25 protein-coding genes are annotated in these 26,145 nt (G+C 67.3%); 10 read left to right on the top strand and 15 right to left on the bottom strand.

The features are described from left to right. The 6 genes from BGO82_RS13795 (at position 1) to BGO82_RS13770 (ending at position 7,178) form a co-directional block, all read left to right on the top strand. Positions 1-1,284, top strand: coding sequence for an acetyl-CoA C-acetyltransferase (locus BGO82_RS13795; protein WP_291306183.1), 1,284 nt, complete (start codon positions 1-3; stop codon positions 1,282-1,284). Positions 1,285-1,572: 288 nt separating this feature from the next. Continuing rightward, positions 1,573-3,207 carry a peptide ABC transporter substrate-binding protein gene (locus tag BGO82_RS13790; protein ID WP_291306182.1) on the top strand — a complete coding sequence of 545 codons (1,635 nt, stop codon included), beginning with the start codon at positions 1,573-1,575 and terminating at the stop codon, positions 3,205-3,207. Positions 3,208-3,295: 88 nt separating this feature from the next. Beyond that, positions 3,296-4,219 (top strand): oligopeptide ABC transporter permease OppB, encoded by a 924-nt coding sequence (gene oppB / locus BGO82_RS13785; RefSeq protein WP_291306181.1) that lies wholly within the window; start codon positions 3,296-3,298, stop codon positions 4,217-4,219. 12 nt (positions 4,220-4,231) lie between these two features. Beyond that, positions 4,232-5,164, top strand: a complete 933-nt coding sequence (locus BGO82_RS13780; protein ID WP_291306180.1) for an ABC transporter permease subunit — start codon at positions 4,232-4,234, stop codon at positions 5,162-5,164. Beyond that, complete coding sequence (locus BGO82_RS13775; RefSeq protein ID WP_291306179.1) at positions 5,164-6,150, top strand: oligopeptide/dipeptide ABC transporter ATP-binding protein; 987 nt, start codon at positions 5,164-5,166, stop codon at positions 6,148-6,150. The genes BGO82_RS13780 and BGO82_RS13775 overlap by 1 nt, the downstream gene beginning before the upstream one ends. Then, complete coding sequence (locus BGO82_RS13770) at positions 6,147-7,178, top strand: dipeptide ABC transporter ATP-binding protein (protein WP_291306178.1); 1,032 nt, start codon at positions 6,147-6,149, stop codon at positions 7,176-7,178. Before BGO82_RS13775 ends, BGO82_RS13770 begins: the two co-directional genes overlap by 4 nt. Here the strand turns inward: BGO82_RS13770 and BGO82_RS13765 are convergent. After that, a complete protein-coding gene (locus BGO82_RS13765) occupies positions 7,175-7,675 on the bottom strand; it encodes a response regulator (RefSeq protein ID WP_291306177.1) in 501 nt (166 codons plus the stop codon). The genes BGO82_RS13770 and BGO82_RS13765 overlap by 4 nt on opposite strands. A 182-nt stretch (positions 7,676-7,857) precedes the next feature. Between BGO82_RS13765 and ykgO the strand changes: the two genes are divergently transcribed. Continuing rightward, on the top strand, positions 7,858-7,983 hold the full coding sequence (gene ykgO, locus BGO82_RS13760) for a type B 50S ribosomal protein L36 (RefSeq protein WP_291306176.1): 126 nt from the start codon (positions 7,858-7,860) through the stop codon (positions 7,981-7,983). A 253-nt stretch (positions 7,984-8,236) separates the two neighbouring features. Here the strand turns inward: ykgO and BGO82_RS13755 are convergent, their stop codons facing one another. From BGO82_RS13755 to BGO82_RS13740, 4 genes are all read right to left on the bottom strand, one after another. After that, positions 8,237-9,631, bottom strand: a complete 1,395-nt coding sequence (locus BGO82_RS13755) for a M20/M25/M40 family metallo-hydrolase (RefSeq protein ID WP_291306175.1) — start codon at positions 9,629-9,631, stop codon at positions 8,237-8,239. 67 nt (positions 9,632-9,698) lie between these two features. Then, positions 9,699-10,112, bottom strand: a complete 414-nt coding sequence (locus tag BGO82_RS13750; RefSeq protein ID WP_291306174.1) for a Rieske (2Fe-2S) protein — start codon at positions 10,110-10,112, stop codon at positions 9,699-9,701. Next, complete coding sequence (locus BGO82_RS13745; RefSeq protein WP_291306173.1) at positions 10,112-11,176, bottom strand: amidohydrolase family protein; 1,065 nt, start codon at positions 11,174-11,176, stop codon at positions 10,112-10,114. Before BGO82_RS13745 ends, BGO82_RS13750 begins: the two co-directional genes overlap by 1 nt. Next, positions 11,176-12,237 (bottom strand): amidohydrolase family protein, encoded by a 1,062-nt coding sequence (locus tag BGO82_RS13740; RefSeq protein ID WP_291306172.1) that lies wholly within the window; start codon positions 12,235-12,237, stop codon positions 11,176-11,178. The genes BGO82_RS13745 and BGO82_RS13740 overlap by 1 nt, the downstream gene beginning before the upstream one ends. Before the next feature lie 443 nt (positions 12,238-12,680). Between BGO82_RS13740 and BGO82_RS13735 the strand changes: the two genes are divergently transcribed. Both BGO82_RS13735 and BGO82_RS13730 read left to right on the top strand, forming a co-directional pair. Further along, entirely contained in the window at positions 12,681-14,081 is a 1,401-nt protein-coding gene (locus BGO82_RS13735) for a substrate-binding domain-containing protein (protein ID WP_291306171.1), read from the top strand. Positions 14,082-14,212: 131 nt separating this feature from the next. After that, the gene (locus tag BGO82_RS13730) at positions 14,213-16,174 is read left to right on the top strand and encodes an ABC transporter permease subunit (protein WP_291306170.1); all 1,962 of its coding nucleotides are present in this window, start codon (positions 14,213-14,215) and stop codon (positions 16,172-16,174) included. 46 nt (positions 16,175-16,220) lie between these two features. On the opposite strand, the gene BGO82_RS13725 is transcribed toward BGO82_RS13730, so the two are convergent. From BGO82_RS13725 to BGO82_RS13705, 5 genes are all read right to left on the bottom strand, one after another. Continuing rightward, the gene (locus tag BGO82_RS13725) at positions 16,221-16,427 is read right to left on the bottom strand and encodes a cold-shock protein (RefSeq protein ID WP_291306169.1); all 207 of its coding nucleotides are present in this window, start codon (positions 16,425-16,427) and stop codon (positions 16,221-16,223) included. A gap of 197 nt (positions 16,428-16,624) precedes the next feature. Continuing rightward, positions 16,625-16,990, bottom strand: a complete 366-nt coding sequence (locus BGO82_RS13720; protein WP_291306168.1) for a hypothetical protein — start codon at positions 16,988-16,990, stop codon at positions 16,625-16,627. Positions 16,991-17,115: 125 nt separating this feature from the next. Further along, a complete protein-coding gene (locus BGO82_RS13715) occupies positions 17,116-17,631 on the bottom strand; it encodes a GAF domain-containing protein (RefSeq protein ID WP_291306167.1) in 516 nt (171 codons plus the stop codon). Next, positions 17,631-19,067: a pyruvate kinase gene (gene pyk / locus BGO82_RS13710; protein WP_291306166.1), complete on the bottom strand. Its 1,437-nt coding sequence runs from the start codon at positions 19,065-19,067 to the stop codon at positions 17,631-17,633. The genes BGO82_RS13715 and pyk overlap by 1 nt, the downstream gene beginning before the upstream one ends. 38 nt (positions 19,068-19,105) lie before the next feature. Then, a complete protein-coding gene (locus tag BGO82_RS13705; RefSeq protein ID WP_291306165.1) occupies positions 19,106-19,690 on the bottom strand; it encodes a DUF1036 domain-containing protein in 585 nt (194 codons plus the stop codon). A 286-nt stretch (positions 19,691-19,976) separates the two neighbouring features. Between BGO82_RS13705 and BGO82_RS13700 the strand changes: the two genes are divergently transcribed. After that, the gene (locus BGO82_RS13700; RefSeq protein WP_291306485.1) at positions 19,977-20,189 is read left to right on the top strand and encodes a DUF2312 domain-containing protein; all 213 of its coding nucleotides are present in this window, start codon (positions 19,977-19,979) and stop codon (positions 20,187-20,189) included. Positions 20,190-20,216: 27 nt separating this feature from the next. On the opposite strand, the gene BGO82_RS13695 is transcribed toward BGO82_RS13700, so the two are convergent. The 5 genes from BGO82_RS13695 to BGO82_RS13675 all read right to left on the bottom strand — a co-directional run bounded on the left by BGO82_RS13695 (position 20,217) and on the right by BGO82_RS13675 (position 26,144). Continuing rightward, on the bottom strand, positions 20,217-21,995 hold the full coding sequence (locus tag BGO82_RS13695; RefSeq protein WP_291306164.1) for a chloride channel protein: 1,779 nt from the start codon (positions 21,993-21,995) through the stop codon (positions 20,217-20,219). A 93-nt stretch (positions 21,996-22,088) separates the two neighbouring features. Next, positions 22,089-23,405 (bottom strand): UDP-glucose/GDP-mannose dehydrogenase family protein, encoded by a 1,317-nt coding sequence (locus BGO82_RS13690; RefSeq protein WP_291306163.1) that lies wholly within the window; start codon positions 23,403-23,405, stop codon positions 22,089-22,091. A gap of 21 nt (positions 23,406-23,426) precedes the next feature. Next, entirely contained in the window at positions 23,427-25,352 is a 1,926-nt protein-coding gene (gene dxs / locus BGO82_RS13685) for a 1-deoxy-D-xylulose-5-phosphate synthase (RefSeq protein WP_291306162.1), read from the bottom strand. Positions 25,353-25,467: 115 nt separating this feature from the next. Further along, on the bottom strand, positions 25,468-25,899 hold the full coding sequence (locus BGO82_RS13680; protein ID WP_291306161.1) for a BrnA antitoxin family protein: 432 nt from the start codon (positions 25,897-25,899) through the stop codon (positions 25,468-25,470). Further along, positions 25,896-26,144 carry a BrnT family toxin gene (locus BGO82_RS13675; protein ID WP_291306160.1) on the bottom strand — a complete coding sequence of 83 codons (249 nt, stop codon included), beginning with the start codon at positions 26,142-26,144 and terminating at the stop codon, positions 25,896-25,898. The genes BGO82_RS13680 and BGO82_RS13675 overlap by 4 nt, the downstream gene beginning before the upstream one ends. Between the last annotated feature and the right edge of the window lies 1 nt (position 26,145).

Below are 26,145 nucleotides of genomic sequence, written 5' to 3'. Positions count from 1 at the left end.
ATGGCGGAGTTGAGAAAGATCGCCATCGTCGGGTCGGCGCGCATTCCGTTCTGCCGCGCCTATACCGGCTATGCCGAGGAAACCAATCTGTCGATGCTGGCCGCGGCGCTGGGCGCCCTCGCCGACAAGTTCGGGCTCAGGGGCGAAGCCGTCGGCGAGGCGATGGGCGGTGCGGTGCTGTCGCACAGCCGCGATTTCAACCTGGCGCGCGAGGCGGCCCTCGACGCCGGCTTGTCGCCGCGCACGCCGGGGACCAGCCTGCAGATCGCCTGCGGCACCAGCCTGCAGGCGGCGCTCGGCCTCGGCGCCAAGATCGCCATCGGCGAGATCGACAGCGGCATCGCCTGCGGCACCGATACCGTCTCGGATTCGCCGATCGTGTTCGGCAGCAAGTTCCAGCACCGGCTGGTCGAGCTCAACCGCGCCCGCACCCCCAAGGAGAAGCTGGCGGCGTTCAAGGGCTTCACCATGGGCGAGCTGGCGCCGGTGGCGCCCTCGACGCAGGAGCCGCGCACCGGGCTCAGCATGGGCGAGCATTGCGAGCTGATGGCGCGGCAATGGGGCATCAGCCGCGAGGCGCAGGACGAGCTGGCGCTGGCCAGCCACCTCAATGCGTCGCGCGCCTACGACGAGGGCTTCCACGACGATCTGGTGGTGCCGTTCGCCGGGGTGCTCAAGGACAACAATATCCGGGCCGACACCAGCCTCGAAAAGATGGCGACGATGAAGCCGGCGTTCGACCGCAGCTCCGGCAAGGGCACGCTGACGGCGGCCAATTCGACGCCGCTCACCGACGGCGCCGCGGCGGTGCTGCTGGCCAGCGAGGAGTGGGCGAAAGCCCGTGGGCTGCCGATCCTGGCCTACCTCACCTTCGGGCAGGTGGCGGCCAATGATTTCGCGCATGGCGACGGGCTGCTGATGGCCCCCACCATCGCGGTGAGCCGCATGCTGGAGCGCGCCGGGCTGACGCTGCAGGATTTCGACCTCTACGAGATCCACGAAGCGTTCGCCGCGCAGGTGCTGTGCACGCTCAAGGCGTGGGAAGATCCGGACTATTGCCGCACCGTGCTCGGCCGCGACGCGCCGCTGGGCTCGATCGATCGCAGCAGGCTCAACCCCAAGGGATCGAGCCTGGCCTACGGCCATCCGTTCGCCGCGACCGGCGCCCGCATTCTTGGTCTCGCCGCCAAGGAGCTGGCGACCGAAATGAAGCAGCGCGCCCTCATCTCGGTGTGCACCGCCGGCGGGCAGGGCGTGACGGCCATCCTCGAACGGGCCGCGTGAGTTTTGCTGCGCTGCTTATTGTCGCCATGCCACCGTTTGGCAGGCATTGTTCCGACGACGCCTCGCGCCGTACCCGCCGTCCTACCGATTGCGTAGGCGGTTCAACGCATTAGGTGACGAGGACAAGCCATTGACGCTTACGTCATGCTTTCGCTTGTCAGTGGACGCTTTTGCCATATAGGGTTCGGTCAATCTTGACCGGCGGGTCAAATCCGCAGGCCCAAAAGAGATGCCCCGAGCCATGAATTCGGGGCTGTCGGGAAACGTCAACGAGGAGATGCTAATCCAATGAAACTTCAAGCCATTCTGGGGGCGGCCGCGGTCGCGGTGACCCTTTTGGGCACGACCGCCCTGACGATGCCGGCGTTTGCCGCCAGCGTGCCCGACGGCACCAAGCTCGCCGCGGACCAGACCTTCAACTACCGCGTGCTCGACAACATCAACTCGCTCGACCCCGATATCGTCGAAGACGTCGATACCTCCTACGTCGTCGGCAACCTCTTCGAGGGCCTCTACAACGAAGATGCCAAGGGCAATCCGGTTCCCGGCGCCGCCGAGAGCTATGACGTCAATGCCGACAACACCGTGTTCACCTTCCACCTGCGCGATGCGGTGTGGTCGAACGGCGATCCCGTCAAGGCCAGCGATTTCGTCTACAGCTGGCGCCGCGCGGTCGATCCCAAGACCGGCTCCAACTATTCGTATTTTCCCGGCCTCGTCGGCGTGAAGAACGCGGACGACATCGTGGCCGGCAAGCTGCCGCCGGACCAGCTCGGCGTGAAGGCCATCGACGACAAGACGCTGGAAGTCGACCTCAACAAGTCCGTGCCGTATTTCGTGCGCACCACGGCGCACGCGACGCTGTTCCCGGTCCCCGAGGCGGTGGTCGAGAAGTTCGGCAATGACTGGACCAAGCCCGAGAACATCGTCGGCAACGGCGCCTATGTGCTGGCCGAGAACAAGCCCGGCGAGCGCGTGACGCTGAAGCGCAACCCGAAATACTGGGACGATGCCAAGACGGTGCTCAACACCATCAACTTCCTCACCATCAACGACGAGAACCAGGGCGTGACCCGGTACCTGTCGGGCGAGGTGGACCAGACCGACGTTCCTGCCGGCCAGTATCCGAGCATGAAGCAGAAGTACCCGGATGAGGCGCATTCGGTGCCGCAGCTTTGCACCTACTATTTCGACATCAACATGACCGACAAGCAGCCGGTCGAGGCGCTCAAGGACGTGCGCGTGCGCGAAGCCATCTCGATGGCGATCGACCGCGACGTGATCGTCAACAACGTGCTGCAGGGCGGCCAGATCCCGGCCTACTTCTTCACGCCGCCGGCCACCGCCGGCTTCAAGGCGCCCGACGTCGAGATGGCCAAGATGAGCCAGGCCGATCGCGACGCCAAGGCCAAGCAACTGCTCGCCGACGCCGGCTACGGCCCCGACAAGCCCGTCAGCTTCACCTATGTCTACAACACCTCGGAAGCGCACAAGAAGATCGCCACCGTGGTGTCGCAGATGCTCAAGGAGAAGCTGGGCATCAACATGACGCTGCAGGACATGGAGTTCGCCACCCTGCTCGACAAGCGCCACCAGCGCGATTTCGAAGTGTCGCGTGACGCCTGGTGCGGCGACTACAACGAAGCGTCGACCTTCGAGGGCCTGATGGACTCGACCTCGTCGCAGAACAATTCGGGCTATTCCAACCCGGATGTCGACAAGTGGCTGAAGGAGTCGTCGACCTCGGCAGATCCGAACCAGCAGTACCTGCAGATCGAACAGCAGGTGGCCAAGGACATTCCGATCATCCCGATCTACTTCTACACCAAGGTGTTCCTGCAGAAGACGGACGTGAAGGGCTGGCCCTACGACAACGTCGAGCAGGTCTGGTACGGCAAGGACCTCTACAAGACTGCCGGCTGAGCCGAGCGTCTGAGATCGAAGCCCCGCGCATGATTGCGCGGGGCTTCAGCCATTGCGGTCATGCCGCGCCGAACCGGAACACCCTTATATGCTGCTTTTCATCCTCAAGCGGTTGGCCATAGCGATCCCCACGCTGCTGGTGCTGATCGTATTGTCCTTCTTCTTGATGAAGATGGCGCCGGGCAATCCGTTCACCGGCGAAAAGAACCTGCCGCGCGACGTCCTCGCCAACATCTATGCGCGTTACGGCCTCGACAAGCCGGAGTGGCAGCAACTGGTCGAGTACGTCTGGAACATCGTGGCGCATTTCGATTTCGGGCCGTCCTTCAAGTACAAGGACCGGTCGGTCAACGACATCATCGCGCAGGGCTTCCCGGTCACGCTGACCTACGGCTTCTGGGCCTTCATCGTGTCTGCGGTGGTCGGCATCAGCATGGGCGTGATCGCCGCCGTGAAGCAGAACAGCTGGGCAGACTATCTCGCCGTCGGCGTCACCATCGGCGCGCAGGTGGTGCCGAATTTCGTGCTGGCGCCGATCCTGGTGCTGATCTTCACGCTGTGGCTACACTGGCTGCCGGGCGGCGGCTGGAACGACGGCAAATGGCCCTACGTCATCATGCCGGTGATCGCGCTGTCGGCGACCTACCTCGCCAACATCGCGCGCATCACGCGCTCGTCGATGCTCGAAGTGCTGCACTCCAATTTCATCCGCACGGCGCGGGCCAAGGGCCTGCCGGGCTACAAGGTGGTGATCAAGCATGCGCTGAAGCCGGCGCTGCTGCCGGTGGTGTCGTATCTGGGGCCGGTGTTCGTCGGCATGATCACCGGCTCGGTGGTGGTCGATCTGTACTTCTCCACCGGCGGCATCGGCCAGTGGTTCGTCAACAGCGCGCTCAACCGCGACTATTCGACGATCCTGGGCGTTACCGTGCTGCTCGGTGCCCTCACCATCGCCGGCAATCTGGTGGTCGACGTGCTCTACGCATGGATCGACCCCAAGATCCGCTACTAGGAGCCAACAAGAATGCTGGCTGAAACACGCGTCGAAACTCCAAGCGCCGAACCGGAAGTCGGGCCGGCGGCGCTGATCAAGGGCCGCTCGCTCTGGCAGGACGCCGGCGTGCGCTTCATGCGCAACAAGGCGGCGGTGGTCAGCGTCATCGTGCTGATCGCCGTGGTGCTGTTCACCTTCATCGGCCCGTTGTTCGCCGCCTGGTCGATCGAAAAGATCGACTGGAGCATCATCGGCATGGTCGCCGAGAAGGGGCAGCCCTCGATCGAGACCGGCCACTTCTTCGGCGCCGACGAAGTCGGGCGCGACCTGTTCTCGCGCGTCATCCAGGGCACGCAGATCTCGCTGGCGGTCGGCATCCTCGGCGCCGCGGTGGCGGTGGTCGTCGGCACGCTCTACGGCGCCGTTGCCGGCTATTTCGGCGGGCGGCTCGACAGCGCCATGATGCGGTTCGTCGACATCATCTACTCGATCCCGTTCCTGTTCATCCTCATTTTGATGCTGATCATCTTCGGCCGCTCCTTCGTCGTGCTGTTCATGGGCATCGGGCTCATCTCCTGGCTCGGCATGGCGCGCGTGGTGCGCGGGCAGACGCTGACGCTCAAGAACCGCGAATTCGTCGAGGCGGCGATCGCCACCGGCGTCAAGCCGCTCGCCGTGGTGTTCCGCCACATCGTGCCGAACCTGCTGGGCATCGTCGTGGTCTATGCGACGCTGCTGATCCCCGAGATCATCCTGCTCGAAAGCTTCATCTCGTTCCTCGGCCTCGGCATCCAGGAGCCCAACACGTCGCTCGGCGCGCTGATCTCGGAGGGCGCGCAGACGATGCAGTATGGCGAGCTGTGGCAGATCGGCTTCCCGCTCGCCTTCTTCGTCGTCATCCTGTTCAGTTTCTTCTTTGCCGGGGACGGGCTGCGCGACGCGCTCGACCCGAAGGACCGCTGATGCCGCTGCTCGAAGTCAAGGATCTGTCGATCGGGTTCCACATGCCCGGCCGCGACGTTCAGGTGGTCAACAAGGTCAGCTTCGCGCTGGAGCAGGGCGAGACGCTGGCGATCGTCGGCGAGAGCGGTTCGGGCAAGACGCAGACGGCGTTCTCGCTGATCGGGCTGCTGGCCCAGAACGGCTTTTCATCGGGCAGCGTGCTGTTCGAAGGCCAGGAGATCCTCGGCCTGCCCGAGGCCAAGCTCAACAAGGTGCGGGCCGAAAAGATCGCCATGATCTTCCAGGACCCCATGACCTCGCTCAATCCCTACATCCGGGTGGGCGAGCAGCTGGTCGAAGTGCTGGTGCTGCACAAGTCCATGACGCGGGCCGCGGCGCAGGCCGAGGCCATCCGCATGCTCGACGCGGTCAAGCTGCCCGACGCGCGCAACATCTTCACCCGCTTCCCGCACGAATGTTCCGGCGGCATGCGGCAGCGCATCATGATCGCCATGGCGCTGCTGTGCCGGCCGAAGCTCCTGATCGCCGACGAGCCGACGACGGCGCTCGACGTGACCGTGCAGGCGCAGATGCTCGAGCTGTTCAAGTCGCTGACGGCGGAGTTCGGCACGGCGCTGATCATCATCACGCACGATCTGGGCGTGGTCGCCGGCCTCGCCGACCGCATGCTGGTGATGTATGCGGGCCGCGCGGTGGAGACCGGCGCGGTCGACGAGCTGTTCTACGATCCGCGGCATCCCTATACGCTCGGCCTGCTCAACTCGACGCCGAACGTCGAGGAGAAGACCGAGCGGCTCAATTCGATCAGCGGTTCGCCGCCGAACCTTGAGCACCTGCCGCGCGGTTGCGCCTTCCATCCGCGCTGCGCCTTCCGGTTCGAACGCTGTTTCAGCGAGGTGCCGCAATTGCTCGAATTCGGCGAGGGCAGTCGCAGGAAGGCGTGCCACTACGCCCGGGCGCTGGTTGCAGAGGAGAGCGCGGCGTGAGTATCGACACCGGCACCGAGCTGCTGCGCATCGAGAACCTGTCCAAGACCTTCTCGATCGCCGGGGGCATGTTCAAGCCGCGCCTGAAGCTCAAGGCGTTGCAGGATATTTCCTTTTCCATCCAGCAGGGCGAAACGCTGGGCATTGTCGGCGAAAGCGGCTGCGGCAAGTCGACGCTCGGCCGCTGCATCCTGCAATTGCTGCGGCCGGACGAAGGCCGAGTGCTGTGGCTGGGCAAGGACCTGATGGCGCTCGACGCCGAGTCGATGCGCCGGAAGCGGCGCGACCTGCAGATCATCTTCCAGGACCCGCAGGCGTCGCTCAATCCGCGCATGACGGTGGGCGAGATCGTCGCCGATCCGCTGAAGACGCTGCTGCCCGAGCTCAACGCGCAGCAGCGCCGCGAGCGGGTGATGAAGATGATGGAGGCGGTGGGCCTGCAGCCCGAAATGATCAACCGCTATCCGCACGAATTTTCCGGCGGGCAGGCGCAGCGCATCGGCATCGCGCGGGCGCTGATCACCGAGCCCAAGCTGATCGTCTGCGACGAGCCGGTGTCGGCGCTCGACGTGTCGATCCAGGCGCAGATCCTCAACCTCCTGAGCGAGCTCAAGGCGCAGTTCGGGCTCACGCTGATCTTCATCTCGCACAACCTGTCGGTGGTGCGGCACGTCTCCGACCGCATCCTGGTGCTCTATCTCGGCCGCATGGTGGAACTGGCGCCGGGCGACCAGCTCTACGACGATCCCAAGCATCCCTACACCAAGGCGCTGCTGACGGCGGTGCCGATCGCCGATCCGAAGCGGGCGCGGCAGCGCAACATCGACGCGCTGACCGGCGAGATTCCGTCGCCGATCAATCCGCCCTCCGGCTGCACCTTCCGCACCCGCTGCCGCTACGCCATCGGGCTCTGCGCCGAAAAGCGGCCGCCGCTCGAGAGCGCCGGCGACGGCCGGCTGGTCGCCTGCCATCGCTGGCAGGAGATCGACCACATGCCGGGCATGGAAGCGGCGGCCGAGCGGGCCTAGCTCGGCTGGCTGCCGCCGTCGGCGGCGCGCCGGCCGGGAGCGCCGCTGACGGTGCGGCGGCGGCGGTCGGGACCGGCATAGCCCTGGGCGGCGACAAACGGGCGCGGGGCCGCCTCGAATGCGGCGAGGCGCAGCGCGATGTGCTGCACCGAGAACGGCTTGCGCAGGAATTCGCTGACACCGGCGTCGCGCGCTGCCGCGATCAGGGCAGCCGATGGCGCCGCCGCCATGGCGATGATCGGCACATCGCGGTTGCGCTGCTGATCCGCCTGCCGGAGGGCGCGGATGCCTGCGAAATCGCCCTCGGCGGCAAGCTCGGCGTCGATCAGCGCCAGGCGGTAGAGATGGGTGGCGAAGGCGGAGGCGGCCGCGGGGCAGTCGTGAACCGTGTCGACCTGCCGAATCCGCAGGGATCGCAGCATCTCGGCGACCAGGCCGGCCATGTGCAGCGAGCGGTCGGCAACGAGGGCGCGAAAGTCGGGCGAGGGGTTGAACATGGCGCCCAGAATAGCCCGTCGGCATTGCGGCCGCGTTAAGCGGATAGCCACAATATCGAGCGGTCGCAGAATCGCCCGCCAAGGGCGTCGGCGGCGTTGACAGAGGCGGGTTTTGCCTCTATCCGTCTGCCCACTCCAAAGGGCGCGCGGCGCCTCTTTTTGTTTTGTCCCGAGGTTGCCCGATGAAAGTCCGCAATTCACTCAAGGCCTTGATGGGGCGTCACCGCGCCAACAAGCTGGTGCGCCGGCGCGGCCGCGTCTACATCATCAACAAGGTCGACAAGCGCTACAAGGCCCGCCAGGGCTGAGGTTTCCGCCTGTTGTGACGTCGAAAAAGGCCCGCTGTGCGGGCCTTTTGTTTTGTACTTTGGACGATAGGGCATTTCGCGGCCGGATAGACGCCGGTGGGCGCGTGGCCCCCACCTCCAGCCCTCCCCGCGAGGGGGAGGGGAGCCCGACTGAAATACTATGCCAGCGGCTCCATCGCCTCCCTCCCCCTTGCGGGGAGGGACCGAGGGTGGGGGCCCCAGGCGCTGGATTGCGTCCGCCAAGACGCCCTGGTCAGGCCGCGAAGGCGGCGAGGATGCGGATCCAGGAGCGGATGCCCTTGTGGAAGCTCTTGAGGTTGTATTTCTCGTTGGGCGAGTGGATGCGGTCATCGGCATTGGCGTAGCCGATCAGCAGCGTATCGAGCCCGAGGATGCGCTTGAAGTCGCCGGCCACCGGAATCGAGCCGCCCGAAGCGCGCAGCGCCGCCTGCCTGCCCCATTCCTCGGCGAGGGCGGCGCGGGCCTGCTGCAGGAACTTGCCGGTGGTGGGCACCGACATCGCCGGGCTGCCGCCATGCTCGTGGAACTCCACCGAGCAGTCGGCGGGGATGCGGGCGCGGACATGGGCGCGGAACGCCGCGCGCACCTTGCCGGGGTCCATGTCGGCCACCAGGCGGAACGAAATCTTGGCGCTGGCCTTGGCCGGGATCACCGTCTTGAAGCCGTCGCCGGTGTAGCCGCCGGTCATGCCGTTGATCTCGCAGGTGGGGCGCGACCAGGTCTGCTCCAGCACCGAACGGTTCTGCTCGCCGGCGGGGATCGACAGCCCGACATCGGCGAGGAAGGCGGCGCCGTCGAAGCTGAGGCTCTGCCAGCTCGCCATGGTGGTGGCGTCGACCTCCTTCACGTCGTCGTAGAAGCCGTCGATCGCCACCGACCCGTCGGGGCGCCTGAGGCTGGCGATGATGTCGGCCAGCACCTGGTTGGGGTTGCGCGCGGCGTTGCCGTACATGCCCGAATGCAAATCCTTGTTGGCGGCGGTGATGATCACCTCCTCGCCGACGAGGCCGCGCAGCATGGTGGTGATCGAGGGCGTCTGCGGGTCGAGCAGATCGGTGTCGCACACCAGCGCCACGTCGGCCGCCAGTTCCTCCTTCGCCGAAGCGAGGAAGGGCGGCAGGTTCTTGCCGCCGGATTCTTCCTCGCCCTCGAGGCAGAGCGTGATGTTGATCGGTAGCCGTCCGGTGGTGGCGCGCAGCGCCCGGCAGGCCTCGACGAAGGTCAGCAACTGGCCCTTGTCGTCGGAGGTGCCGCGGCCCACCAGGTGCACGTCGCCGTCGGGCTGGGCGATCTCGGTCAGCTCGAACGGATCGGTCGACCACAGGTTCAGCGGGTCGACCGGCTGCACGTCGTAATGGGCGTAGAACACCGCCTTCGGCCCCGCGACCTTGGGGGCATGCGCTACGACCACGGGGTGGCCGGGCGTCGGCCGGGCGGAGGCGGAGAAGCCCTCCGAGGCAAGGTCGGCAACCAGCCAGTCGGCGGCGCGCTGGCATTCGGCCTTGTAGGCGGCGTCGGTCGAAATCGACTTGATGCGGACCAGGTCCTTGAGGCGGCCGAGGCTGTCATTGATATGCGCATCGGCATAGGCGAGGGCGCTGTCGAGTTCGGTCTGGCTCAAGGGCATGGTATCGATCCGTTGCTGTCTGGCTCGGGGTTACGCCGTGCCGCAATTGAAGGCAAGCGGTGGGAGGTCAAGCGTCGACGACCACATAGTCGTCCTCGACGCGCACCGGCACGGTCTCGGCGCGATAGGGGCCTTCGACGATGGTCTGGCCGGGCTCGATATGCACCGGAAAGGCCCTGGCCCGCGCGCGGATGACGCTGCAGAACGACCTTCCAGTCTTGATGTCGAACTCCCAGCCGTGCCAGGGGCAGCGGATGATCTCGCCTTCGCGGGCGTAGCTGTAGCAGCCGGGCTCGGCCGATTGCAGCAGGCCGGTCACCACGCCCGCGGCGAGGCTGCCGCCATTGTGCGGGCATTTGTCGAGCAGGGCGAAATACTCGCCCTTGACGTTGAACACGACGACGGCGCGGCCGTCGATCTCGATCACGCGGCGCGTGCCCGGCGGAAACTCGGCGGTGGCGGCGACGACGTGGCTGGCCATCAGAGAGCGTAGACGGCGCGGGCGTTGCCGGCAAAGAAGGCCTGCCGTTGCTCCTCGCTCGCGGGAAACATGATGACGCGCGTGGGGTCGTCGAAATCCCAGTGCGGATAGTCGGACGAGAACAGCAGGCGGTCCCAGCCGAGCCAGTCGAACATGTCGGCGAGGAAGCGCCGGTTCTCGGGCTCGTCCATCGGCTGGCTGGTCCACCAGACATTGCGCCTGATGTACTCGCTCGGCCTGAGCTTCAAATGCGGCACTTCCGAGCGCAGCGTGTCGAACGCCTTGTCGAGGCGCCACAGCAGCGAAGGCGCCCAGGTGAAGCCGGACTCGACGAGAACCACCTTGAGCGTCGGCCAGCGCTCGAACACGCCTTCCAGCACCAGGCTGACGAGACCCGACTGGCTGGTCTGGGCGTGGCCGACCATTTCTTCGAGGTAAAAGCTCGGCCAGCCGACATTGCTCACCGGCCAGCCGGAATTGCCGAAGGCGTGGATGCCGACCGGCAGGCCGGCCTCGGCCGCCGCCTGGTAGATCGGCCAGTAGCGCTTGTTGCCGGGCAGGGACGAGCTGCGCGACAGCAGCAGCACCTGCACGAAGCGGCGGTCGCCGGCCCAGTGGCGGATTTCGTCGGCCGACACGTCCGGGTCCTCGTAGGGCACGACGATCGAGGCGCGCAGGCGCGGCTCGCGGGCGACCCAGATTTCGGCCTGCCAGTGATTGATGGCGCGGCAGAGCGCGGCCGAATGGCCGAGGTTGCGCACGCCCTGCGACTGCACCAGCGGATTGAGCACGCCCACGGTGATGCCGTTGGCATCGAGATGGTGGCTGGACAGGAAAGCCGGCGACGATCCCTGCGGGCCGCCCTCGGGCGGATAGGCGTCGCGCCGCGAGGCGTTGGGCTGGCTCTTGTGATAGGGCGCGCCGCTGACATAGTGCGTCTGCCGCAGCGCGCCATAGGTCTTGTAGTGCTCGATCCAGCGCCGCTCGAGCCACGGCTCGAGATCGGCCATGCTGCGGACGGCCGGATGGATGTCGCAATCGACGATGTCGGCAGGGCGCTGCATCAGGCGGTCCCTCCGAGGCTCTCGGCCAGCCGGGGATAGGTGGCGAGTGGATTGGCGGCCGCGATGCGGTCGCGCAACGCCTCGTCGATGCCGGCAGGAAACACCTCGGCGCCGGCGAATTGCGCGTGCGGATAGTCGGTCGAGAACAGCAGCACCTCGTCCGAGCCGATGTGGTCGAGCACGCGCCGAAGCCGATCCGGGTCGGCCGGGCCGTCGGTGGGGGTCAGCGAGAAGCGCACCTGGTCGCGCACGATTTCGGCCGGCGAGCGGTCCGCCCACGGGATCTCCATGCGCAGCCCGCCCCAATATTTGGCGATGCGCCAGAGCAGCGGCGGCAGCCAGGTCCAGCCGGATTCGAGCATCACCACCTTGAGCTCGGGGAAGCGGTTGAACACGCCCTCGGTGAACAGGCTGGTGAGCTGGTACTGGAAGGTCTGCGCGTTGGCGACGTAGTCCTCGAGATAATAGCTCGGCCAGCCCAGCGCCGTCGGCGCGTTGCGCAACTCGCTGCCGGCATGCAGCGCGACGGGCAGGCGGTGGTTCACCGCCGCCTCGAACAGCGGCCAGTAGAGCCGCTTGCCGATCGGATGCGAGGTGCCGGCGAGCAGCAGCACCTGCACGAAGCGCGGATCGGCGGCGCAGCGCTCGATCTCGGCCACCGCCATGCCGATGTTTTCGAGCGACACGACGATCGAGGCGCGAAAGCGTGGGTCGCGGTCGAGGAATTCGGCGCGCACCCAGTCGTTGAGGGCGCTGGCATAGGCGGCGGCCAGGTCGTCGCTGTAGAGCGTCTGCACGCCGTAAAGGCAATTGAGGATGCCGATGTCGCTGCCGAAGGCGTCGAGCGCCTGCGCGCCGACAAGGGCGGCGGTGGTCGCCGGCCGGCCGGCGGCCGGGCGCCATTCGGCGCGGACCGTCAGGGGCGACGCGTCGGGATAGTTCACCGAATGCAGGTCGTCGATGCCGCGGATCTCGCTCGTGTCGCGCCAGTGCGGCGGCAGATGGGGAAACAGCGCGCGGGTATTGGGCACGAAGGGGTGGATATCGCAGTCGATGCGCATGGCGGCGGCAGAGTGGACCGATGCGGGGGGCCGCGCAAGCGCCGTCACGGGGCGGCCGGCGTGGCGATCGGGCGGTGGCATTCCCGGGAAAACCGACGAGGTGGGAGCGGCAGACAAGGCCGCCGCCGTGGCGCCAATCGCTCCGATCGCCGAGCTCTCTAGGGCAGCATTCTATCCGATCCGCCGGCCGGCCGATTTTCGGGGCCGGGTTCAAGCATCTTGACGTACGTCCCTCATCAGTGAATAGTCCGTCCCGGTTTCGCGTTGATAGCGCTTTCATTGTGCGTTCGTCGCGACACGGAGGGGCAGGGAGGCAGTCCGGGGCAATCGTCGCCAGATCATGGCGGCACTAGAGCGGGCGATCGACTGGGCGCGCTGTGCGTTCCCGGCCAGGCCTCTTTATCTCAAAATTCAGCATTATTATTCTGGGAGGAGTAGTTGCTATGAGCACGGACAAGATCAACCGACGAGATTTGCTGCGTGGCACCGCGTTGACCGGTGCCGGACTGGTGCTGGCGGGGAGCGGCGTGCCGGTCTTCGCCGAGGACCAGAAGCCCGACCTGCCGCTGCCGGTGGGCACCTCGGGGAAGCTGACGGTGATCCACCGCACCGAATATTTCGAAGAGGCCCAGAACATGTTCCGCGACTCCGTCGCGGCATTCGCCAAGGCCAACAATGCCGAGCTCGACATCTCGACGACCAACGCGGAATCGTTCGGCGATTTCCTGGGCAAGATGACGGCCGCGGTGAAGGCCGGCAATCCGCCGGATTTCGCCTACACCACCAACGTCAACATCGCGCAGCTGCACGCGCTCGACCTGGTCGAGGACATGACCGACGTCGTCGATGAGGCCGTCAAGCGCTACGGCCGGATCATGCCGGGCATCAATGCCGAGATCAACGGCAAGTTCGACGGCAAATGGGCGTCGATCCCCTACATCGCGGCGACCACCGCGTTCATGTTCCGCGGCGACAAGCTCAAGGAACAGGGCATCGATCCGGCAACGCTGAAGGACCTCGGCGCCCGCCGCGAGGCGGCCCTCAAGATCTCCGGTCCCGACTTCTACGGCTGGGGGCTGACGCCGAACCAGTCGGGCGACGGCTACGGCTTCCTCAACTCCGTGGTGCTGGCCTTCGGCGGCCACTACACCGACGAGACCGGCCAGATCGTGCAGTTCAACTCGCCCGAGACGGTCGCCGCCTATGAGTGGCTGGCCGAGACCTACGACCGCAACGGCAAATACGCCGCCATGCTGCCGCCCGGCGTCGAAAGCTGGAACGATACCGGCAACAACGAGGCGTGGCTGGCCGGCAGCATCGGCTACACCCTCAATGCCTTCTCGGTCTACGCCAAGGCCAAGAAGGACAACAACCCGGTGTTCCCCAACATCACGCTGCTGCGGGCCCCGACGGCCAACAATGGCGACAGCCGTGATGGCGGCTTCGTCGGCGGCTGGCTGACCATCTTCAAGAACGCGCCCAACAAGGATCTGGCCAAGAAGCTGGCGCTGGAGATGATCGATCCCAAGAACTTCACGCCGATGTCGGCCATCGCCGGCGGGCTGTTCATGCCGGCCTACGAGAATCTGTGGACGCCGGAACTGCTCGCCGCCGACCCGAACTACGCCATCATCAAGGAGCAGGTGAGCGTGGAGAACCCGTTCCTCGGCGAGACCTGGCCGGCCAAGCCGGCGCCGCAGTTCGGCGCCATCCGCGCACAGGGCATCCTCGAGCAATCGGTGGGCAACGCCATCGCCAAGCGCATGTCGCCGGCCGATGCGGTCAAGGACGCGCACGACAAGATCGTGCAACTGTTCGAGGAAGGCGGGATCGTGCAGCCCTAGCCGGCCGCGCCGGAGGGCGGCCGCATGCCGCCGCCCGGCGACGATCATCCCATTGCCGCGCTGCCTTTGGCGGCGCGGCAATGGTCCCTCGAGCAGCGGGCGGCTCTGTCGCTCCGCATGGAACGACCGTCATGGATGAACGTGCGACGCTGCGTGGCGCAATGACCGCGCCCGCGCCCCGCCGGGGCAGCGGCATACGGGCCCTGCTGGGCCGCGACTGGCAGACGGCCTACATCTTCGTCTTGCCGATGGTGGTGATCATGGTGGGGCTGATCTTCTGGCCCTTCGTCAGCGCCATCATCACCAGTACGACGGCGTTCAACTTCAACACCGGTGAAACCTTCAGCGTCGGGCTGCGCAACTACCAGCGCCTGCTTAGCAACAGCGACTACCTGCTGGCGCTCAGGAACACCGTGGTGTTCACCGTCTGGTCGCTGGGGGTGAAATTCCTCGTCGGCATGATCATCGCGCTGATCCTCAACAGCCGCCTGCCGTGGCGCAACGTGCTGAGCGGCATCATGCTGCTGCCCTGGATCGTGCCGGAGATCGTCACGGCGCTCGCCTGGAAGAGCATCTACGATCCGCTGTTCGGCGGGCTCAATCCGGTGCTGCAGGGCGCCGGCATCATCGACCGGCCGCTGGGCTGGCTGTCCGATCCGCAGATGGCGATGGGCAGCATCATCTCGGTCAACATCTGGAAGGGCATTCCATTCTACGTGCTGCTGTTCCTGTCCGGCCTCAAGGCGGTGGACCGCGAGCAGCTCGAGGCGGCGCGCGTCGACGGCGCCAACGCGGTGGAGCGGTTCCGCCACGTGGTGCTGCCGGCACTGCGCTACGTCATCGTGGTGACGCTGCTGCTGTCGTTCATCTCGACCTTCAACCAGTTCGGCCTGCCGTTCCTGATGACCGGCGGCGGGCCGGCCGGCGCCACCAAGCTCTATTCCATCCTCGCCTACGAAAAGGCGATCGGCTCGCTGCAATACGGTCCGGGCATCGCCATCGCCTTCAGCGTGGCGCCGCTGATGGCGCTGCTGATCTGGCTGCTGGCGCATTTCCTCCGGCAGGACGATCGCCCGAGCGACAGCGGCGGCCGCGCGCCGGGCCTCGGCGACCGGCTGCTCGGCTGGGGCGGGCGCGCCGTGGGCTTGGCGGTCGATGTGCTGTTCTGGCCGGTACAGGTGGCGTTCGCCGGGCTGCAATGGCTGATCCGGCAGGTGCGGATGCTGAGCGGGCGGCCGGCCGAGCTGCCGATCCTCAAGCCGCGGGCGCGAGATCGGGCCGGGATCGCGGCGCGCCTGCTGGTGCTGCTGCCGTTCATGGTGTTCGTGATCTTTCCGTTCTACTGGATCGTCATCACGTCGCTGAAGTCGACGCCGCAGATTTCGGAGCGCCGCTCGATCTTCTGGCCGGCACCGGCGACGCTGGAGCAATATCAGACGCTGCTCGGCGGCACCGGCTTTCTGACCTGGCTGATGAATTCGGTGCTGGTGGCCACGGTCAGCACGGTGATCTCGGTGGCGCTGTCGTCGCTGGCGGCCTACGCGCTGTCGCGGCTGAAATTCGCCGGCGCCGGCCTGCTGACGACGCTGCTGCTGGTCACCTATCTGCTGCCGGGGACGCTGTTGTTCATTCCCCTCTACCAGACGCTGACCTCGCTCGGGCTGATCAACAGCTACGGGGCGCTGATCCTCACCTACCCGACGTTCCTCCTGCCGTTCGCCACCTGGGTGATGCTGGGCTATTTCCGCTCCATTCCGGTGGAGCTCGAAGAGGCGGCGATGATCGACGGGGCGTCGCGCTTCTACATCTTCCTCAGGATCACGCTGCCGCTGGCGGCGCCGGCGCTGCTCAGCGTCACGCTGTTCGCCTTCACCAATGCGTGGAACGAGTTCCTGTTCGCCTTCGTGTTCATCACCTCGGAATCGCTGCGCACGCTGCCGATCGGGCTGCAGTCGATGGTGGTGGGCGATATCCTGCCGTGGGGGCGGCTGATGGCGGCGTCACTGCTGACGGCGGTGCCGGTGGCGGTGCTCTACATCTACGCCCAGCGCTTCCTCGTGGAGGGGCTGACGGTCGGGGGCGTGAAGGGCTGAACCGGCGGAAAAGAGGCAGGCCTGGCGGCCTGCCTCGACGTCGGGCTCAGAGAGCCTTGAGATTGGTGGCCGACACCTTGCCGTCGCGGCCGGTCTCGAGGTCGTAGCTGACCTTCTGGCCCTCATGCAGGGTGGCGAGGCCGGAGCGCTCGACGGCGGAAATGTGCACGAACGCGTCCTTGCCGCCAGTGGTCGGCTGGATGAAGCCGAAGCCCTTGGTGGTATTGAAGAATTTTACGGTGCCTTCAGTCATTGCGATGATCCTTTGAAAGGCGAATTCCAGCGAGCAACATGCCTGCCGGCGACGTTCAGAAACTTTCTCAGGAGATCAATGGCCGGCGAACCGGGCCGTCAACAGCGCGAGACGGTAGCGAAGCGTATGGCGCTACACATGCACTTTTTCGGAGCCGTTTACAAGATCGGGGCTGTTCGGCGTGGCGGCGGACCGTCCTAGCCGCGTGTCAGGTCGATCTCGGCGATGACGCGCTCGAACGCCTCGGCGTCGCTGCGGACCCGGTAGAGCAGGGGGCCGTGCCCCTCATAGGGCAGCAGCGCCACGATCCGGCAGGACGAGGCGACCCGCGCGGTGGTATAGCCGCCGCCGCCCATGTGCAGCCGTTCGCCGACGCCGTAGCGATGCACCGGGCCGGACTGCATCGGCCGCGCCGGACGCTTGAGCACGACGCCGGCCATTTCGTCGGCGAGTTCGGTGTCGTCCACCTCCTGCCGTCGCGCCGCCGCGCGGCGCTGGCCGAGACGGGTCGACGGATTGGGCGGAATGGCGATGGATTTGGCCGGCACGAGCTTGTCCTGCAACAGGTTCCCCGGCCGCGGGGACGCAAAGGCCGGGTACGATGGGCGGGACTTACCGCGCCAGCACCAGTACCACATTGGGCGCCCTTTGGCGAGCCGGGTGTCCGGCGGGCGCCGCCGGCGCGGGCTCAGATGCGCGGGATGCCGCTGAGGTCGCTGGCCGTGACATAGAGGGCGGCGGCGGCTTCGAGGCCGCGGCGGTCGTCCTCGTCGAAGCGCGACGGATAGGGCGCATCGAGGTCGAGCACGCCGAGGATGCCGTCGGCCGCGACCAGCGGCAGCACCAGCTCCGAGCGCGAGGCGGCGTCGCAGGCGATGTGGCCGGGGAAGGCGTTGACGTCGGGGACGAGGATCGGGCGGCGTTCGGCCATGGCGGTGCCGCAGACGCCTTTGCCGATGGCGATGCGCACGCAGGCCGGGCGGCCCTGGAACGGGCCGACCACCAGCCCGCCGGTCGCCGGGTCGAGGAAATAGAAGCCGGCCCAATTGAGGTCGGGCACGCGCTCGAACAGCAGCGCCGACATGTTGGCGGCGTTGGCGATGGCGTTGCGCTCGCCGGCGAACAGGCCGCCCAGTTCGAGATTGAGCTCGCGATACAGCGACGGCTTGTCGGTGGGCAGCGCGGCGGGGCGCGGCGCCAGCATCACGAGCTCCCGGCGCCGTCCTGGCGGACAAAGGCGATGCGCAGCATGTTGGTGGCGCCGGGGGTGCCGAGCGGAATGCCGGCGGTGATGGCGATGCGGTCGCCCGGCCGCGCCAGCGCGGCCTGGTAGGCGATGATGCAGGCGCGGTCCACCATGTCCTCGAGGTTCACCGCATCCGGGCTCTCGACGCAGTGCACGCCCCAGACGACGCTGAGCCGGCGCACGGTGCGCTGGTTCGGGCTCAGCGCGAGGATGGGCTTGGATGGCCGCTCGCGGGCGGCGCGGATGGCGGTGGAGCCGCTCGAGGTGTAGGTGACGATGGCGGCGAGATCGAGCGTTTCGGCGACCTGCCGCGTGGCGGCGGAGATGGCGTCGGCGGCGGTGGCCTCGGGCTCGGCGGCCTGGGCGCGGATGATGCCGCGATAGTTGACGTCGGATTCGACCGCCATCGCCACCTTGTTCATCATGGTCACGGCTTCGACCGGGTACTGGCCGGAGGCGCTTTCGGCCGAGAGCATGATGGCGTCGGCGCCCTCGAACACGGCGATCGACACGTCGGAGACTTCGGCGCGGGTCGGGACCGGCGAGGAAATCATGCTTTCGAGCATCTGCGTCGCCACCACCACCGGCTTGCCGTAGCGGCGGGCGACGCGGATCATGCGTTTTTGCAGGCCCGGCACCTGCTCGATCGGCATTTCGACGCCCAGGTCGCCGCGGGCGATCATGAAGGCGTCGCAGAGCTTGATGATTTCTTCCAGCCGCTCGACCGCTTGCGGCTTTTCGATCTTGGCCATGACGCCGGCGCGGCCCTGCACGATCTTGCGCACGTCGATGATGTCCTCGGGGCGCTGCACGAAGCTCAGCGCCACCCAGTCGCAATCGGCGGCGAGGCCGGCGAGCAGGTCGTCATGGTCCTTCTCGGTCAGCGCGCCGACCGGCAGCAGCGTGTCGGGCAGGCTGACGCCCTTCCTGTCGCTCAGCTTGCCGCCGTAGATCACCTCGGTCTCGATGGCGCCGCCGCCGACGCGGGTGGCCTTGAGCTGCAGCTTGCCGTCGTCGAGCAGCAGCCGGTCGCCCACCGACACGCTCTCGATGATCTCGGAGTGCGGGAGGTTGACGCGGTCCTTGGTGCCGGGAGCGTCGGAGCTGTCGAGGGTGAATTTCTGCCCGGCGACCAGCTGCACGGCGCCTTCGGCGAATTTGCCGACGCGCAGCTTGGGGCCCTGCAGGTCGACGAGGATGCCCAGCGGATGGCTCAGCAGCCGTTCGACGCTGCGGATCTTGGCCACCGTCTCGCGCATCAGATCATGGCTCGCATGGCTCATGTTGATGCGGAAGACGTCGGCGCCGGCGCGCGCCAGGTCCTCGATCACCTTCTCGGAATTGGAGGCGGGCCCCAGGGTGGCGACGATCTTCACTCGTCTCAGTCGTCTCATAATCGCGTCGCCCCCGGTCTCGTCGATGCAAATCGTGGTCAGTCGGTGCCGCTGTCGTCACCGCCGTCGCCGCCATCGGTCCCCTCGTCCTGGCCCTGGTCGGGCTGGTCGGGTTGCGTGCTGGCGTTGTCGTCGCCTTCCAGCGGAGCGGCATCGCCATTGTCGGTAACGGTGTTGTCGTTATTGGTCGGATCGGTCAATTGCAACGTCCAATCGGTGCGGTTCTGCGTATCGACCTCGAAAAAGCCGGTGCGTTCGTAGCCGCGGGCGAGGCAGTCCTCGACGCCGAAAATGGTGAAGCTTTCGTCGCGGGTGCACATGAAATTGGTGCCGTCCCAGGCGCCGCCGCCGATATCGTCGGCGACATAGAGGTAGAAGAAGCGCGAATGCAGGTCGCCCTGGTACACCACGGCGCATTTGCCGGAGGGCGCCACCCACCAGCCTTCCGACTGCCAGCCCTTTTCGGCGCGGTAGCCGAGCGCGATCGATACCTGGTTGGTGGACTGGTTGCACACCCTGAGGTCGGCGCGCGCCGGCGCCGCCGAGGCGGCGAGCGCCATGAGCACGAAGCCGGCAAGCAGCAGTGCGAGACGGAAAGGGTGCAAAAGCCAGCCGAAGTTCATGGGAAAGGTGCCCTGTTTGAGCGCGATGCGCCGTGCCCGTCAACGGCTATTGCTCGGTTTTGGCGGAATTGCGGGGCCTGCCGGGCAGCGTTGTTCACAAGCTTGGTGCGAGGTGTGGACGGCGGCCGGTTTACGCTTGAACGCGGGCGCCCAAGAGGGTTCAACGGGCCCCTGTTTTTCCAGGTAGCACCAGTTCCGAGGTATCGCCGTGGCCAGAAAGCCAACCGTTTCGTCCGACAGCGTGGCGCAGGACCAGCTCCGCGCCTTCATCGAGCGCATCGAGCGCATGGAGGAAGAAAAGAAGGCGATTGCGGACGACATCAAGGAAATCTACGCCGAGGCCAAGGGCAACGGCTTCGACACCAAGGTGCTGCGGCAGATCGTGCGCATCCGCAAGCAGGATGCCAGCGAGCGCATGGAGCAGGAGGCGCTGCTCGAGCTCTACATGGCGGCGCTGGGCATGGCCGCGGCGCCCAAGGAAAGCGACTACGAGGAGTAGCGCCGGGCAGCGCGCTGGAACGGCGGTTCAGCCGGTCAGGTCCTTGAGGCCCTTGTCGAGCTCCTCGGCGTAGCGCCGCAGCAGGTATTTTTCGGTCAGCAGGCCGACGACGTTGCGGTTGCCCAGATTGTCGAGCACCGCCAGCTCCTCGCTTTCGGCGCGCTGGAACACCTGCGCGGCGTCGGCGACGTTGAGCCCGGGCAGCAGGAAGCGGTCGCGATATTTGAGCAGCGGCCCGATGGTGCCGTCCGGCGATTTTTCCTCCACCTGCGGCTGGTAGGCGTCGGCCACCAGCAGGATGCCGGCATAGCGCCCGGACTTGTCGACCACCACCATGCGGGCGGTCGAGCCGAGCGGCACGGCGGCGCGGAATTCGGCCAGCGTCATGCGGTCGGTGACCGTGCGCACGTCGGGACGCATCATGGTGGCGACGGTGAGGTTGCGCAGTCGCCCGACATCGTGGGCGGAGCGGATGCTCTCGCCGCGCAGGTGGAAGCGCCAGGTCGAGAACGAATAGCCGAACAGCTCGCGCACGGCGAAGGCCGACAGCGCCGCCGCCACCAGCACCGCGGCGCTGATATTGAGGTCGCCCGTGGCCTCGAGCACGAGGAAGCTCATGGTCAGCGGGCCACCGACGATGCCGCTCGCCAGCGACGCCATGCCGACCACGGCGGCGAGCTGGATGTCGATGTGGGGCGCGAGCCCGGTCACGATCAGCACTCCGGCGTAGAGCTTGCCCAGCAGGGCGCCCAGCAGCAGCGAGGCAAAGAACAGCCCGCCGCGGAAGCCGGTGCCGAGCGAGGTGGCCGAAGCGAGGAATTTGAGCACGAACAGCAGCGCGACGGCGAGCAGGCTGCCGGCCGAGGTCAGCTGCAGCGCCAGCGCGCCGTGGCCCGACGACAGCACCTGCGGGGTGAGCAGGGCGAAGCCGCCCATCATCAGCCCGCCCAGCACCGGACGCCAGGTCTGCGGGACGCGCACGAAGCTCAGGCCACGCTCGATCTGCGCCACGGTCAGCATGATGGCGATGGCGACGCCGCTGCTGAGCGCGCCCAGCGCGATGAAGGGCAGCACGTCGGTGCCCGAGAGCGGTGCCACCTCGAACAGCGAGATCGGCATCTGTCCGGCGCCGAGCCAGCGCGCGACGAACGTCGCCACCAGCGAGGCGGTGACCAGCGGCGCCAGCAGGCCGACGGCGTAGACGCCGATGATCAGCTCGAAGGCATAGAAGGCGCCGGTGAACGGCGCGCTGAAGGCGGCGGCGATGGCCGCGGCGGCGCCGCAGCCGACCAGCATGCGGATTTCGTTGCGCCTGAGGTTGAGGCGTACGGCGGCATGCGAGGCGAGGGCCGAGCTCATCTGCGTGTAGCCGGCCTCGAGCCCGACCGAGGCGCCGAAGCTGGTCGACAGCACCGTCTGCACGGTGACGATGATGCTCTCGCGGATCGACATGCGGCCGCCATGGATGGCATTGGCCTCGATGGGGTCGACCGGCGGGCGGGTGCGGAACCGGCGCGCGAGCAGGATGGTGATGGCCAGCATGGCGCCGCCGAGCAGCGGCACCAGCGCCAGCACCGGATCGGCGAGGCTGGTCTGCTCGCTCAGCCGCTCGCCCAGCGGAATGAAGAACAGCACGCTGTGAAGGTGGTTGGTGATCCAGCCGACGAGGGCGACGACCATCGCCGCCACGATGCCCACGGCGGCGGCCAGCGCCAGCATGGCCAAGCCGCGCCAGCGCCCGGTGAGCGCGTTGGCGATGGCGAAAACGGCGGCCTGGCGCGGCGCCGGAACAGCAAGGTCGGTCATGGTCGGACGGGGGCGCGGGAGGACGCGGCGAGACGATAGGAGGGCGCTACCCTACAATGACGAAGGAAATATGGCGACAGCGATGTGGCGCCGCTAGCCGATTTCTTCGTCGGGGCGTCCGACGCTGCGGTAGCGAAACCCGTGCGGGGCGAACTCGCCGCCGCGGTGGGCGTTGCGGAGGTCGACAAAGACGCGGTGGCGCATGGCGGCCCCCAGCCGGCCGAGATCGAGCGCCCGGTAGTCCGCCCATTCGGTGACCAGTACCAGCGCGTCGGCGCCGTCGGCCAGCGCATAGGGGTCGGCGGCGAGATCGACGCCGGGAAGCAGGATGCGGGCGGCCGGCATCGCGGCGGGATCGTGCGCGGCGACGCTGGCCCCGGCGGCGAGCAGGTCGGCGATGATGCCGAGCGCGGGGGCGTCGCGCAAATCGTCGGTGTTGGGGGCAAAGCTTAGGCCGAGCACGCCGATGCGCCTGCCGTCGAGGCCGCCGGCGGCGTCGGCGATCTTTTGCACCATGGCGGCGCGGCGGCCGGCATTGACCTCGCGGGTGGCGGCGACCAGGCGCAGCGCGCGGCCATGCTCTTCGGCGGTGCGCAGCAGCGCCGCCGTGTCCTTGGGCAGGCAGGAGCCGCCGAAGCCGGCGCCGGCGTTGAGGTAGCGGGCGCCGATGCGCTGGTCGGCGCCGATGCCGCGGGCCACGTCGCCGACATCGGCGCCGACGGCTTCGGCGAGGTCGGCGATCTCGTTGATGAAGCTGACCTTCATGGCGAGGAAGGCGTTGGCGGCGTATTTGATCAGCTCGGCGGAGCGGCGCGAGGCAAAGTGGATCGGCGCGCCCGCCGCGGTCAGCGGCCGGTAGATTTCGGCCATCACGGCGCGGGCGCGCTCGTCGGGCGCCCCGACCACGATGCGGTCCGGCCGGGTGAAGTCGGCGATGGCGGCGCCCTCGCGCAGGAATTCGGGGTTGGAGACGACGGCGAAATCGGCGGCGGGATTGGCCTCGCGGACGATGCGCTCCACCTCGTCGCCGGTGCCGACGGGCACGGTCGATTTGTCGACGATCACCGTATAGCCCGACAGCAGCGGCGCCAGGTCGCGGGCGGCGGCGTAGATGTAGCTCAGATCGGCGTGGCCGTCGCCGCGGCGCGACGGCGTGCCGACGGCGATGAAGATCGCGGCCGCCCCGGCGATGCCGTGCGCGAGGTCGCCGGTGAAGCGCAGGCGTCCGGCCGCTTCGCCCTTGCGGATCAGCGCTTCGAGGCCGGGCTCGTAGATCGGGATCTCGCCGCGGGTCAGCGCCGCGACGCGCGCCGGGTCGCTGTCGATGCAGGTCACCTCGTGGCCGAAATCGGCAAAGCACGCGCCGGTGACGAGGCCGACATAGCCGGCGCCGATCATGGCGATCTTCATAGGCTGGACTCCGAACTCACCTCAGCGGGTCGCCGCCGGCGAGGCGAGCGGCTGGTCGCGGCCGAGCGTGTCGAGCACGGTGGCGACGATGCCGGCGCGGTCGAGCCCCGCGGCGGCGTACATGTCGGCCTGCGAGGCCTGCTCGGTGAAGGTGTCGGGGATCATCAGCGGGCGGAATTTCAGCTTGCCGTCGAGCAGGCCCTCGCGCGCGAGGAAGGTGGCGACATGGCTGCCGAAGCCGCCGATGCCGGATTCCTCCAGCGTGATCAGCACGTCGTGGGTGGAGGCGAGGCGGGCGACCAGCTCCTCGTCGAGCGGCTTCAGGAAGCGGGCGTCGGCAACGGTCGGGTTGAGGCCGAAGGCCTGCAGCTTCTCGGCGGCGGCGAGCGCTTCGCCCAGTCGGGTGCCGAAGCTCAAGAGCGCCACGCCCGCGCCCTGGCGGACGATGCGGCCCTTGCCGATCGCGAGGATGGAACCATGTTCCGGCAGCTCGACGCCGACGCCGTCGCCGCGCGGATAGCGGAAGGCGATGGGGCCGGCGTCGTAGGCGGCGGCCGTGGTCACCATATGGCGCAGTTCGGCCTCGTCGGCCGCCGCCATCACCACGATGCCGGGAATGGCGCCCAGATAGGCGCTGTCGTAATTGCCGGCATGGGTCGGCCCGTCGGCGCCGACATAGCCGGCGCGGTCGATGGCGAAGCGGACCGGCAGGCCCTGCACGGCGACGTCGTGGATCACCTGGTCGTAGGCGCGCTGCAGGAAGGTGGAGTAGATCGCCGCGAACGGCCGCATGCCCTCGGAGGCAAGGCCGGCGGCGAAGGTCACGGCGTGCTGCTCGGCGATGCCGACGTCGAAGCTGCGGGTCGGGAACAGCTCGGCGAATTTGTCGAGGCCGGTGCCCGAGGGCATGGCGGCGGTGACGGCGACGATGCGGTCGTCGCGCTTCGCCTCGTCGATCAGCGTCTCGGCGAACACCGAGGTGTAGGACGGGGCGTTGGACGGCGCCTTGGCCTGGGCGCCGGTGATGACGTTGAACTTGCCGACGCCGTGATATTTGTCGGCGCTGTTCTCGGCCGGCTCGTAGCCCTTGCCCTTCTTGGTGACGACGTGGACCAGGATCGGCCCGGTGTCGGCGTCGCGGATGTTCTGGAACACCGGCAGCAGATGGTCGAGATTGTGCCCGTCGATGGGGCCGACATAGTAGAAGCCGAGCTCCTCGAACAGCGTTCCACCGGTCCACCAGCCACGGGCGAATTCCTCGGTCAGGCGCGCCTTGTCCTTGAGGAAGGGCGGCAGCATGTTGGCCACCTGCTTGCCGACGTTCCTGAGGCCGCGATAAGCGGGGCTCGACACCAGCCGGGCGAGATAGGCCGACATGGCGCCGGTGGGCGGGGCGATCGACATGTCGTTGTCGTTGAGCACGACGATCAGCCGGGCGTCGGCCGCGCCGGCGTTGTTCATCGCCTCATAGGCCATGCCGGCGGACATGGCGCCGTCGCCGATCACGGCGACGACGTTGCGCGTTTCGCCCTTCAGCGCCGAGGCGATGGCCATGCCGAGGCCGGCCGAGATCGAGGTCGAGGAATGGCCGGCCCCGAACGGGTCGTACGGGCTCTCGGCGCGGCGGGTGAAGCCGGAAAGCCCGCCCTTCTGGCGCAGCGTGCGGATGCGGTCGCGGCGACCGGTCAGCACCTTGTGCGGATAGGCCTGGTGGCCGACGTCCCAGATCAGCCGGTCGTCGGGGGTGTTGAACACCGCGTGCAGCGCCACCGTCAGCTCGACGACGCCGAGCCCGGCGCCCAGATGGCCGCCGGTGACCGAAACGGCGTCGACCACCTCGGCACGCAGCTCGTCGGCGAGCTGGCGCAGCTCGGCGCGGTCGAGCGCACGCAGATCGGCCGGCGACTGGACGGTGTCGAGCAGCGGTGTCGATGGCCTATCGGACAAGCCAAGTCCCTTGGCGGCAGGGGAAATTCGATGCCACTGGTTTAGTGGGCGGCGTCCGCCATTGCAACCTGACGGGCGTGCAGGCAATCAGCAGTTTTGCCGCAGCGCGGCGCGGTCAGGGCGCGGCGCGGTCGAGGATTTCCGCCATGCGCCGCCGCCAGTCGGGGCCCGCGGCCTCGAAGCGCGCCACGGTCTCGGGATCGAGCCGCAGGGTGACGGCCGCCTTGGGATTTTCCGATTTCGGCCGGCCGCGGGTGCGCTTGATCGAGGCGGCGAGCTCGGGGAAGACTTCGGCGAATGGCTTTGCATTCGCAAGCTCCTCCTCCGTGAGGGGCCGCTCGATTTCAGGATCGGGGCCGATCAGCTCGCCGGTCGCGTCATCGACCCACCAGCCATCTTCGTCCTCGTGGACGCCGCCCTTGGCGATGAGGGCCTTCATCTCGCGATCATAGATTTCCCAGCGTTTCTGCATGATCTCGTCGAACTCCGGGAGATCCTTGATGTCCCAGGTTTCGAAGCTTGGCCACTTCCTCTTGGTTTCCTTCATTCGATGAGCCTCCGTTCATCGCGCCGCGCCGGGCGCATCGAAATCACTGAAAGACCTTCCGAGCCGAGCCTCGAAAAAATCACCGCGATCACCTGGCCATCGAGCCATCCGACGGCCTTGCGGCGGTCGCGCCGCGTGTCGATGGTGATGGCGTCATCGAACCAGCCTTCCGTCAGAATGCGGAAGTCGAGTTCGTGCTTGTCGATATTGGTGAGCCGCTTGGGCTCGTCCCAAACGATATGCATG

It is taken from the genome of Devosia sp. 67-54 (assembly GCF_001899075.1).
Classification (GTDB): Bacteria; Pseudomonadota; Alphaproteobacteria; order Rhizobiales; family Devosiaceae; genus Devosia_A.
The sequence above is the reverse complement of the archived record's forward strand: the minus strand, read 5'-3'. Positions and strand labels throughout refer to the sequence as shown.